The sequence below is a fragment of the Catenulispora pinistramenti genome (assembly GCF_018274385.1).
Lineage (GTDB): Bacteria > Actinomycetota > Actinomycetes > Streptomycetales > Catenulisporaceae > Catenulispora > Catenulispora pinistramenti.
Genome location: NZ_JAAFYZ010000140.1, coordinates 16982 through 28513, shown reverse-complemented (window position 1 = coordinate 28513; position 11532 = coordinate 16982). Strand labels below are relative to the sequence as shown.

Annotated in this window: 9 protein-coding genes; 5 read left to right on the top strand and 4 right to left on the bottom strand. The window is 69.2% G+C overall.

What is annotated here, in order from left to right; all coding sequences use genetic code 11:
- Positions 1-364 precede the first annotated feature (364 nt).
- Complete coding sequence (locus tag KGQ19_RS31825; protein WP_212016046.1) at positions 365-1540, bottom strand: acyl-CoA dehydrogenase family protein; 1176 nt, start codon at positions 1538-1540, stop codon at positions 365-367.
- Positions 1541-1609: 69 nt separating this feature from the next.
- On the opposite strand from KGQ19_RS31825, the gene KGQ19_RS31820 reads away from it, so the two are divergent.
- On the top strand, positions 1610-2746 hold the full coding sequence (locus KGQ19_RS31820) for a CaiB/BaiF CoA transferase family protein (RefSeq protein ID WP_212016044.1): 1137 nt from the start codon (positions 1610-1612) through the stop codon (positions 2744-2746).
- Positions 2747-2841: 95 nt separating this feature from the next.
- Here KGQ19_RS31820 and KGQ19_RS31815 read toward each other — a convergent pair whose 3' ends face one another.
- Together KGQ19_RS31815 and KGQ19_RS31810 are read right to left on the bottom strand one after the other, a co-directional pair.
- On the bottom strand, positions 2842-3498 hold the full coding sequence (locus KGQ19_RS31815) for a GntR family transcriptional regulator (RefSeq protein ID WP_212016042.1): 657 nt from the start codon (positions 3496-3498) through the stop codon (positions 2842-2844).
- A gap of 827 nt (positions 3499-4325) precedes the next feature.
- A complete protein-coding gene (locus tag KGQ19_RS31810) occupies positions 4326-5378 on the bottom strand; it encodes a LacI family DNA-binding transcriptional regulator (protein WP_212016040.1) in 1053 nt (350 codons plus the stop codon).
- A 271-nt stretch (positions 5379-5649) separates the two neighbouring features.
- Between KGQ19_RS31810 and KGQ19_RS31805 the strand changes: the two genes are divergently transcribed.
- From KGQ19_RS31805 to KGQ19_RS31790, 4 genes are all read left to right on the top strand, one after another.
- Entirely contained in the window at positions 5650-7092 is a 1443-nt protein-coding gene (locus KGQ19_RS31805; protein WP_212016038.1) for an extracellular solute-binding protein, read from the top strand.
- A 92-nt stretch (positions 7093-7184) separates the two neighbouring features.
- Complete coding sequence (locus tag KGQ19_RS31800; protein ID WP_212016036.1) at positions 7185-8129, top strand: carbohydrate ABC transporter permease; 945 nt, start codon at positions 7185-7187, stop codon at positions 8127-8129.
- 3 nt (positions 8130-8132) lie between these two features.
- Positions 8133-9077: a carbohydrate ABC transporter permease gene (locus KGQ19_RS31795; RefSeq protein ID WP_212016034.1), complete on the top strand. Its 945-nt coding sequence runs from the start codon at positions 8133-8135 to the stop codon at positions 9075-9077.
- A gap of 92 nt (positions 9078-9169) precedes the next feature.
- Entirely contained in the window at positions 9170-10807 is a 1638-nt protein-coding gene (locus tag KGQ19_RS31790) for a glycoside hydrolase family 13 protein (RefSeq protein WP_307856570.1), read from the top strand.
- On the opposite strand, the gene KGQ19_RS31785 is transcribed toward KGQ19_RS31790, so the two are convergent.
- A complete protein-coding gene (locus tag KGQ19_RS31785) occupies positions 10804-11532 on the bottom strand; it encodes an ATP-binding protein (RefSeq protein WP_212016032.1) in 729 nt (242 codons plus the stop codon). The genes KGQ19_RS31790 and KGQ19_RS31785 overlap by 4 nt on opposite strands.

The window sequence follows — 11532 nt, the reverse complement described above, 5'->3', positions numbered from 1 at the left end:
GCCAAACCCCGACCCCGCCGGACGCGTGACGCCCGCCGCCCAGGTGGTCCCCCGCTTCCACGCTCGGTGGCTCGCTGCTCCGCACGGTCTTCAGACTAGGGTGCCGACGCTGCGCGACCAAGCATCAACGCCCTGCGAAATCGGGCGTTTCCCGGGTTCGAGCTGCGCTTGCAGCCGCGGCGCGGCCTCTGATGCGCTCATACACGGTGTGGCTACTCGGTGTGCTTACTCGGTGTGCTTACTCGGTGTGCTTACTCGGTGTGCTTACTCGGTGCGCTTACTCGGTGCGCTTACTCGGTGCGCTTACATAGTGCACTTACATAGTGCGCCGACACGGTGGGCTTCGACGAAAGCCGAGCCGCGCCTACACGAACGCCGACAGCCCCGTCAGCGCCCTGCCGATCACCAGACTGTGGATCTCGCTGGTGCCCTCGTAGGTGAGCACCGACTCCAGGTTGTTCGCGTGCCGAAGCACCGGGTACTCCAGCGTGATCCCGTTGGCGGCCAGGATGGTGCGGCACTCGCGGGCGATGTCCAGGGCCTCCCGCACGTTGTTCAGCTTGCCCAGGCTCACCTGGCGCGCGTCCAGTTGCCCGGCGTCCTTCAGCCGGCCCAGGTGCAGCGCGAGCAGCATGCCCTTGCCGAGTTCCAGCGCCATGTCGGCGAGCTTCTGCTGGGTCAGCTGGAAGCCGGCCAGCGGCCGGTCGAAGACCTCGCGGTCCAGCGCGTAGGCGATCGCCGCCTCCAGGCAGTCGCGGGCCGCGCCGAGTGCCCCGAACACGATGCCGAAGCGGGCCTCGTCCAGGCAGCCGAGCGGCCCCGACAGCCCGGACGCCTCGGGCAGCATCGCGTCGGCGGGCAGCCGCACGTCCTGCAGCACCAGCTCGCTGGTGACGCTGGCCCGCAGCGAGAGCTTCTTCTTGATCACCGGGGCGCTGAACCCGGGGGTGCCGGTCGGCACGACGAAGCCGCGGATGCCGTCCGCGGTCCCGGCCCACACCACCGCGACGTCGGCCACCGACCCGTTGGTGATCCACATCTTGGTGCCGTTGACCACCCAGCTGTCGCCGTCGCGCTTGGCGGTGGTCCGCATCCCGGCCGGGTTGGAGCCGAAGTCGGGCTCGGTCAGCCCGAAGCAGCCGATCGCCTCCCCGGCGGCCATCCGCGGCAGCCAGGTCTGCTTGTGCTCCTCGGAGCCGTAGCGCCAGATCGCGAACATGGCCAGTGAGCCCTGCACGGAGACCAGCGAGCGCAGACCGGAGTCGACCGCCTCCAGCTCCATGCAGGCCAGGCCGTAAGTCAGGGCACTGGTTCCGGCGCAGCCGTAGCCGTGCAGGTGCATACCGAGCACGCCGAGCCGGCCCAGACCGCGGGCCACGTCCCGCGCCGGCAGGTCACCGGCCTCGAACCAGTCGGCGATGTGCGGGCGCAATTCGCGGGCGCCGTAGGAGCGGACCAGATCGCGCATCGCGCGCTCCTCGTCGCTGAGGAGACCGTCGATCGCGAACAGATCGAGAGGGGACACAGGCTTGGAGGGCATGGCTCCTACTCCACCACAGAATGGATTTTGGATCCAGAACTGATTTTGGATCCAGTATGGTGGACCGCCATGAGCGCAGCGCTGAACGGCCTCCTGGTGGCGGACTTCAGCCGCGTCCTGGCCGGCCCCTACGCGACCATGCTGCTGGCCGACCTGGGCGCGGACGTGGTGAAGGTGGAGCGGCCCGACCTCGGCGACGACACCCGCGCGTGGGGCCCGCCGTTCGCCCCGGACGGGACCGCCACCTACTTCCTCAGCGTGAACCGCAACAAGCGCTCACTCACCCTGGACCTGCACGACGCCCAGGACGCGGCGCTGGCCAGGGAGCTGATACGGCGCGCGGACGTGGTGGTCGAGAACTTCTTGCCGGGGACGATGGAGCGCCTGGGCCTGGGCTATGAGGAGATGCGGGAGCCGAACCCGGGTGTCGTCTACTGCTCGATCACCGGCTTCGGCGACGGCCCCGGCGCCTCCCTCCCGGGCTATGACCTGCTGGCGCAGGCGGTCGGCGGCCTGATGAGCGTCACCGGCGAACCCGAGCACCCGACGAAGGCAGGTGTGGCGCTGGTCGACGTGATCACCGGCCTGCACGCCGCCTTCGGCATCCTGGCCGCACTCCGGCACCGCGACGCGACCGGCGAAGGGCAGCGGGTGTCGGTGTCGCTGCTGACGTCGCTGTTGTCGGGGCTGGTGAACCACTCCTCGGCATACCTGGCGGCCGGCGTCGTCCCCCGGGCGATGGGAAACCGGCACCCGAGCATCGCGCCGTACGAGGTCTTCGACGCAGCGGACCGCCCCCTGGTGATCGCCGCCGGCAACGACCGCCAATTCCACAGCCTGTGCACAGCGCTCGGCGCCGGCTCGCTGGCCGCCGACGCGCGCTTCGCCACGAACGCTTCGCGGGTGGCACATCGGGGGGCTTTGGTCGATGCGCTGAATGCGCTGCTGGGTGCCCGCCCGGCTGAGGAGTGGTTCGCTGTGCTGACCGAGGCCGGCGTGCCCTGCGGGCCGATCAATGATGTCGCGGGGGCTTTCGCGCTCGCGGAGGAGTTGGGGTTGGGGGGTGTGGTGGAGGTTGGCGGGGTTCGGCAGAGTGCGCATCCGGTGCGGTTTAGCGCTACGCCTGCGGCGTACCGCTCGCCGCCGCCTGGGTTGGATGGTGATGGGGGCGGTGTTCGCGAGTGGCTGGGTCGGCCTTGGTGCTGAGGTTCGCTGACTTCGCGAGTGGCTGGGTCGGCCTTGGTGCTGAGATTCGCTGACTGATCTCGATCCGCGATCCGCGCCCGGGCTTCAATCCGTCGTCAGGCCTCGATCTGTCCCGCCAGGGTCTCCACCGCGGCCGCCCGATGCCGGTCGAACCACCGCACCGCCCCCTCGGCGTCCCCCGCTCGCAGCGCCGCCAACGCGGCCCGGTGCTCGGCCACCACATGCCGCCGGTTCTGGTCGCCGGCGTAGTAGAGCGAGCGGTAGGCGTCGGTGCTGTCCCACAACGTGCCGATGATCCGCACCAACCGCGGCATAGCCGCCGCCTCGAACAATGCGAAGTGGAAGCGCCGATTGGCGCCGGCCATCACCGCCACGGCACCCTCCCCGGCGGCCCGTTCCACCTCCGCCTGCGCCGCCTCCAACCGCCCCAACACCGCCTCGTCCAAAAGCGGAACCGCTGCCCGCACCGCCTCAGCCTCAAGGATCTCCCGCAGCCGATACACCTCGCGCAGATCAGCCATCGACAACTCGACGACCCGATAGCCCCGGTGCGCCCGGTAGGTGACCAGCCCCTCCCCCTCGAGCGTCTTCAAGGCCTCCCGCAGCGGAACCCGGCTGACCTCCAGCCGCCCCGCCAAAGCCTCCTGCCGAATAGCAGTCCCCGGCCGCAACTCCCCGCTGGTGATAGCCCGCCGCACCTCACCCAGCACGAACTGTTGCGCGGTCGGCGGCCGCGAGCCCACCTCGGCCATATTGCCTCCCCCACAGTCGTGCTCGGGAACTGGATCCAAAACGGTAGCATGCGGGTGGTGTTGGGCTGGGCACTCGCCGCTAGGAGAGCCTGGGTTTGTCGAGCGGCAAGTCTTTGCCGAGCGAGAAGTCTTCGAGCCGGGTTGCGGTTGGGGGTGTGGGTTTCAAAGCTTTTTACGCCTTCGGTCATAGTTGTGCCGGTTCGGGGTTCGGGGTGGTGGGTGTGTTTGTCGGCTGCCGGTTCGCGCGTTCACAACCCCGCCGCACCTCAGGCCTCTTCAACTCCAGTAAGCCAGTGCAAGGTCAAAAACTGTGATGAAGAGCCGGGCCTCCGGCGGGCCTCGACAACCTCAGGGAAACTAGCGCCAGTCCTTCGGGTGGCCGGGTGAGTCTCAGCGGCTGCGGTTTGTGGGGTGGTGCGGTCCGTTCCCCTCGGTCGCGTCGTCAGCCCGATGGGTACAGCACCGGTGTCCGGGGGTAAAGTCCGCGCGCGGCGGTTGGGTGCCTGAGCTGCGGTTTTGTTCAGCGCGAACTTGACCCCCGGCCACCGGCACTGTAGGCGAAGCCCTGCCGACGCGACCGAGGGGAACGAACCGAAAACCGGCCGGAGAAATACAAAGCCCGGTGGTTCGGTACCGGCAACTCGGCGAGTTCGGCCGCCGGTTCAGAGGGCTGACAAGGCGGAGTCTTCGGCCGCCGGTTCAGGGGGCTGGCAACTCGGCGAGTTCGGCTGGTTCAAGGAGCTGGCAATGCGGTGAGGCCGCCGGTTCGGAGGGCTGACATCGCGGCGGTCCCGGGGGCGCATTCTCGGCTGGCGGGTGCGGATCGGCTACTCCCTTGCCTCATCCTCGCCGTCGGCCTCGGTCCCACCGCCCCGTCCCGAAACCGAGCCCGTGGATCCCCGCACCACCAACTCCGGCTCGAACAGGAGCTCCTCGGCTGCCACTCGGGCGCCCTCGATCTGGTTCACCAGCAGGGTCACCGCTGCTCGGCCCAGGGCCTCGATCGGTTGTCGCACCGTTGTCAGGGGCGGGTCGGTGCAGTTCATGAAGGCCGAGTCGTCGTAGCCCACTACCGATACGTCGCGGGGGACCCGTAGGCCCGCTCGGCGGACTGCGCGGATGGCGCCTAGGGCCAGGGGGTCGCTGGCGCAGATGATGCCTGTCGCTCCGGCGCGTAGGAGGCGGGTGGCGGCTGCGTGGCCGCCTTCGAGGGCGAACATCGCGTGCTCGATCAGGGCCTCGTCGGCTTCGCGGCTGTGGATTGCGCACTGCTCGCGGTAGGCCGTGAGTTTGCGGCGGGATGGGGCGTGGTCTTCGGGGCCCAGGACCAGGCCGATGCGTTCGTGGCCGAGGGAGGCCAGGTGGGCGTAGGCCTGCTCCACCGCTACCGCGTCGTCTGTTGAGACCTGGGGGAGTTCCAGGTGTTCCACCGCCGCGTTGAAGAGCACTACCGGGATGCCGCGTTCGCGCAGGAGGTGGTAGTGCTCGTGGGGGGCGTCGCTTTCGGCGAAGTGGCCGCCGGCGAAGACGACGCCGGAGACGTGTTGGTCCAGGAGCATGGTGACGTAGTCCGATTCGGACAGGCCGCCGGCGGTGCGGGTGCACAGGACCGGGGTGAAGCCGCGTTGGGCCAGCGCGCCGCCGACCACCTCGGCCACCGCCGGGAAGATCGGGTTCTGGAGTTCGGGCAGGACCAGGCCGATCAGGCGGGCCCGCTCGCCGCGTAGTTGGGTGGGCCGTTCGTAGCCCAGGACGTCGAGGGCGGTGAGCACCGCGGTGCGGGTGCTCTCCGACACCCCCGGCCGGCCGTTGAGGACCCGGCTGACGGTGGCCTCGCTGACCCCGACCTTTTGCGCCACCTCGGCGAGTCTGCTCGTCATGTCGCAAGAGTAGAACGGAAATCAGTAAGAAGGCGATGGGTTCCGACTAACTGGCGCAAGAATCTGCGGGCCGGTCCGCAAGGCGGTGACGGTGCCGTGACCCCCGGTCAGAGGGCTGAGTGGATCATCCGTAACCTAGTCGTGTTCTTTCGATTTTTCATCAGACTCTTGCAGTCGACTGTTTACAGCTGTACCTTCTCGGCACGCCGATGACTCACGCCGACGCTGCGGCACGGCGCCTCCCCAGCCAACGAACGAAGGGGTGAAACGCATGAAACGCAACGCATCACGCACGATGGTCGCGCTCGTCACGGTGGCCGGTATAGCCATGGCGGGCTCCGCCTGCTCCTCCAGTTCCAGCAAGGGCTCCTCGACCAAGGGCTCCGCCAACTCCGCCGGCGGTGTCGCCGACGGCAAGCCGCTGGACCCCAACGCCACGGTGACCATCTCCATCGACGGCGCGCCGGGTGCGGACCAGGCCGCGAACAAGGCCGAGTACGCGGACGACCTGGCGGCGTTCAAGATCCTCTACCCGAACGTCACCGTCGACGCCAAGCCCTACGTCGGCCAGATCGAGGTCGCCGCGCAGTTCACCGCGCAGCTCAAGGCGCACAACGAGACCGGCGCCTACCACGCCTACTTCACCGACAAGAACCAGGTGCTGGACTCCAACGACGAGACCGACATCAGCTCCTACGTCAACGACCAGACCGTGCCGGGCTGGTCCCAGATGCTGCCCGGGGTGAAGCAGAACCTGCAGGACAGCGGCAAGACCTACTCGCTGCCGATCAACTACTACTCCGAAGGCCTGATCTACAACCGCGACCTGTTCACCAAGGCCGGTCTGGATCCGAACAAGCCGCCGACCACCTGGGACGAGGTCGAGGCCGACGCCGCCAAGATCTCCGCGCTCGGCGGCGGGGTGAGCGGTTACGAGGACTACAGCGGCGGCAACAACGGCGGCTGGCACTTCGCCGCCGAGCTCGACAGCAACGGCGGCCAGATGGTGAACGCCGACGGCACCAAGGCCGCCTTCAACACCAGCCAGGGCCAACAGGTCCTGCAGCGCCTGCACGACATGCGCTTCAAGGACGGCGGCATCGGCCCGACACCGGTCACCCAGTGGGCCGACGCCTTCCCGCCGCTGGCCACCAGCAAGGTCGGCATGTTCATCGGCGCCCCGGACGTGATCCAGCACCTGGTCGAGGTCCTGGGCGCGAGCCCGAACCTGTACGGCATGGGCCCGATGCCCGGTACCACGGGCCCGGCCACCGGCACCCTGGCCGGCGGCGACCTGTACTACTTCAAGAAGGGTCTGACCCCGAACCAGATCAAGGCCGAGATCGCCTGGATCGACTTCGAGTACCTGACCCCGGGCAAGGGCCAGTTCGACTTCGCCCGGGACAAGGCCCTGGCCACCCCGGACAAGCCGGTCGCGATCGGCCTGCCGCAGAAGTTCTTCTGGAACCAGACCTCCCCGCAGATGGCACAGGTGCAGTCGGACCTGAAGACCTCGGCGACGCTGCCCATCGATCAGTACACGGACTTCGTCGACAACCCGATCTCCCCGGTCCTGGAACCGCCGGCGGCGCAACAGCTCTACAAGGTCCTGGACACCGCGATGTCGGCGGCCGTGACCGATGCGAACGCCGATCCGGCCAAGCTGCTGAGCACCGCCGAGACCCAGGTCAACCAGATCCTGGCCAACCAGTAGCCGCGCCCCTGGCGCCAGGCGGCCGCCTCCGCGCTCAGGGACGCGGACCGGCCGCCTGGCGCGGCCAGACCCACGGAAACGGAGTCGACACGATGGCCTTCGCCTTGGCCTCAGAGCGGGTGCGGGACAACACCGGACAGCGCGACAGCAGAAGCACCTGGAAGACGCTGCGCCGCGCCACCGGCCGCAACCTGCGGGCCCATGCCTTCCTGTTCGGCGCGCTGCTCTGCTTCGTGCTGTTCACCTGGTATCCGATGATCCGCGAGATCATCATGTCCTTCCAGCGCGTGCACCGCGGACAGACGACGTGGGTGGGCTTGGGCAACTACCGCCAGGTCGCCGCGGACCCCGAGTTCTGGCAGGCCTGGCGCAACACCCTGGAGTTCACCGGCCTGGCCCTGGTCCTCGGCTTCGCCGCGCCGTTCGCGGTGGCCATCGTGGTCAACGAGTTCCGGCACGCGCAGGGGTATCTGCGGATCCTGGTCTACCTGCCGGTGATGCTGCCGCCGGTGGCCGGGATCCTGCTGTTCAAGTACTTCATGGACCCCGGGTTCGGGCTCTTCAACCAGGCGCTGCACTTCCTGCACCTGCCCAAGTCGCAGTGGCTGGCGTCCAAGACCACGTCCATGCCCTCGATCGTGCTGGTCTCGACGTGGAGCAACATGGGCACCGCGACACTGGTCTACCTGGCGGCCCTGCAAGGGATTCCGGGCGACCTGTACGAAGCTGCCGAACTGGACGGTTGCAGTGTCTTGCAACGGATCCGGCACGTCACCATCCCGCAAACCCGGCTCATCCTGTCGCTGATGCTGATGCTGCAGATCGTCGCGACGATGCAGATGTTCACCGAGTCGTTCGTCCTGACCGGCGGCGGTCCAGAGGGATCCACCACGACGGTCGTCTACCTGCTCTACAACTACGCGTTCAGTTACAACAAGTTCAACACCGCCGCCGCGCTCGGCGTGATCATGCTGCTGGTGCTGGCCATCTTCTCAGCCATCTACATCGTGCTGGAACGCCGCGGAAGCGAGGACTGACAGATGAGCCGGCACAGTCTCCTGCGGGCCTTGGACGCCCGGAACCGATTCCACTCCCAGCAGCTCAAGTCCACGCCGAACTATCAACGTACCCTGATATCTCGGACCCAGCTGAACACCGACCGGGGCCGGCGGCTGTACTGGACCGCCCTGACCATCGCCCTGCTGCTGGCCACGCTGGTGTTCATCGGCCCGCTGTTCTGGATGGCCACCGGCGGCTTCAAGACCTCGCAGGAACTGGTCAGCAACCCCCCGGTCCTGCTGCCCGCGCACCCCTCCACCCACGCCTTCAGCCTGGCGTGGGACCGGCTGGGGATGGCGCAGCTGCTGTGGAACACCGTCGTCTACGCCGGCGGCGCGCTGCTGCTCCAGCTGATCTTCTGCGTCGCGGCCGCCTACTCGCTGTCCAAGCTCCGGCCGATCTTCGGCAACTGGATCCTGGCGCTGATGCTGGCCTCGATGATGATCCCGGCCGCGGCGCTGGTCATCCCGCAGTACCTGACGGTGCTGGACCTGCCGTTCGTGCACTGGAACCTGCAGAACACGCCGTGGGTGATCTGGTTGCCGACGGTCGCCAACGCCTTCAACATCTTCCTCCTCAAGCGGTTCTTCGACTCCATCCCCAACGACCTGCTGGACGCGGCCGCCGTGGACGGCGCCGGCCCGCTGCGCACCCTGTGGCGCATCGTGCTGCCGATGTCGCGGCCGATCCTGGGGGTGGTCTCGATCTTCGCGATCGTCGCGGTCTGGAAGGACTTCCTGTGGCCGCTGATCACCGTGCCGGCGCACGAGACGCTGAACGTCGGAGTCAGCACCGCCAGCACCTCAATGCCGGACAACGCACTGGTCGGCGGCCTGTTCCTGGCCTCGATCCCCACCATCGTGCTGTTCCTGATCTTCCAGCGGAACATCATGGCCGGCCTGACCGTCGGCGGCGTCAAGGGCTGACAGGGCCCTCATCCCCCTGCACCTCGTCCCCTGTCCCTTTCCCGTCGGCTGTCCGCCGTCGTTCTGCTTCGAGCACAGAGAGCAGGTTCCCGGTGTCCGCGCTGCATTCTTCCCAAGCGCCGTGGTGGCGCTCGGCCGCCATCTACCAGATCTATCCGCGCAGCTTCGCCGACGGTTCCGGAAACGGTATCGGCGACCTGGCCGGCGTCCGCGCCAAGCTGCCGTACCTGGCCCGCCTCGGCGTGGACGCGGTCTGGTTCAACCCCTGGTACCTGTCCCCGCAGGCCGACGGCGGCTACGACGTCACCGACTACCGGGTGATCGACCCGCTGTTCGGCGACGTGTCCGAGGCCGAGGCGCTGATCGCCGAGGCCCACGAGCTGGGGATCCGCGTGGTCGTGGACATCGTGCCGAACCACACCTCCGCGGCCAACCCCTGGTTCGCCGCCGCGCTGGCCGCCGGACCCGGCTCGCCGGAGCGCGAGCGGTTCTGGTTCCGGGCCGGCCGCGGCGCCGACGGCGAGGTGTCGCCGACCAACTGGATCGGCCCGTTCGGCGGCCCGACCTGGACCCGGGTCATCGAGCCGGACGGCGAGCCCGGCCAGTGGTACCTGCACCTGTTCGATCCGGCGCAGCCGGACTTCAACTGGGAGCACCCCGACGTCCACGCCGAGTTCGAGGACGTCCTGCGGTTCTGGTTCGACCGCGGGGCCGACGGCTTCCGGATCGACTCCGCCGCGCTGTGCGTCAAGGATCCGGCGCTGCCGGACCAGGTGCCCGGCGACGACTCGGCGTTCACCGACCGCGAGGAGGTGCACGAGATCTACCGCGCCTGGCGCCGGGTCGCCGACTCCTACGACGGCGACCGGGTGCTGATCGGCGAGATCTGGCTGCCGGACGCCGAGCGCCTGGCCCGCTACCTCGGCCCGGACGAGATGCACACCGTCTTCAACTTCCCGTATCTGGGCTGCGCCTGGGACGCCGAGAAGCTGCGCGAGGTGATCGACGAGACGCTGAGCCTGCACCTGCCGGTCGGCGCCCCGCCGACCTGGGTGCTGTCCAACCACGACGTGGACCGGGTGGTGACCCGCTACGGCCGGGAGGACACCTCGTTCGCGATCTACGCCCGGCAGCTCGGCCGACCGGTGGACCTGGCGCTGGGGACCCGGCGCGCGCGGGCCTCGGCGCTGTTGACGCAGGCCCTGCCGGGGTCGGTCTACGTGTACCAGGGCGAAGAGCTCGGCCTGTGGGAGGTCGAGGACATCCCCGACGACCTGCGCCAGGACCCGATGTGGGAGCGCAAGGGCCGCAACCCGGCCGACCCGGGCCGGGACGGCTGCCGGGTCCCGCTGCCGTGGTCCGGGATCGAGCCGCCGTTCGGCTTCAGCCCGGACGGCGCGACGGCGCCGCCGTGGCTGCCGCAGCCCGAGGCGTGGAAGGACTACACGGCCGAGGGGCAGGAGGCCGACCCGGACTCGATGCTGGCGCTCTACACCAATGCCCTGCGCCTGCGGCGCGAGACCGAGGGGCTCGGCGACGGGCCGTTCGCCTGGCTGGACGCACCGGCCGGCGTGCTGGCCTTCGAGCGCGGCGCCGGGTTCGCCTGCGTGGTGAACTTCGGCCCGCGACCGTCGGACCAGCCGGTCGCGGGCCGAGTGGTGCTGGCCAGCGGGCCTTTGGCGGATGACGGCCGGATCCCGGCCGACACCGCCGTGTGGATCGCCCGCTAACCCGTTCCCTGCTGTCCGCCGGTGGCCCCACCCGCGGGTCCACCGGCGGAGCCGGGTCCGGAACCCGATCCGGGGATCGGTCCGGATGCTGATACGGCTTCGGATCCTGATTCGGGTCCTGATTCAGCTGCGGATCTGGATACGGATCCTGATTCAGAACCGGCCGCGACCGGACCCGGGGCGGACGGCGGCAGCGGACTTCTCCCGGACCCGGCGGCCGCACTGAACTGACGTCCGACCTCGAACGAGACCGTCTTGCCGGTCTCCCCGACGTCCACCCGGAACCGGTCCACGGTCATCACGACCAGGTCCAGCCCGCGGCCGCAGACGTCCTCGCCGCCGGCCGCCCTGGGCTGCGGGGCCCGGTCCGAGCAGTCGGCGACCTCGCAGGTCACCGCGCCGGACCGGATCCGCGCCGACACCGTGACCGGGCCGGTGCCGTGCACCACGGCGTTGGTGGCGATCTCGCTGTAGGCCAGCACCACGCGGTCGGCGTCGTCCCCGGCGCCCCAGGCCTGTTCCACCGCGGCGGCCAGCCAGCGCCGGGACAGGCTCACGTCCAGGGCCGAGCCCGGGAACGACCAGTACAAAGCAGTGTTCTGCTGTGCCGTCGGCCCCGGCGCCGGCTCGGGGCCGGCCGCCGGGCCGCGGACTGCCACCCCGCCGCCGGCGCCTGATCCGGCGACGCGGCACGCCGCCGGGGCGGGGTGGCGTAAATCCTGCAT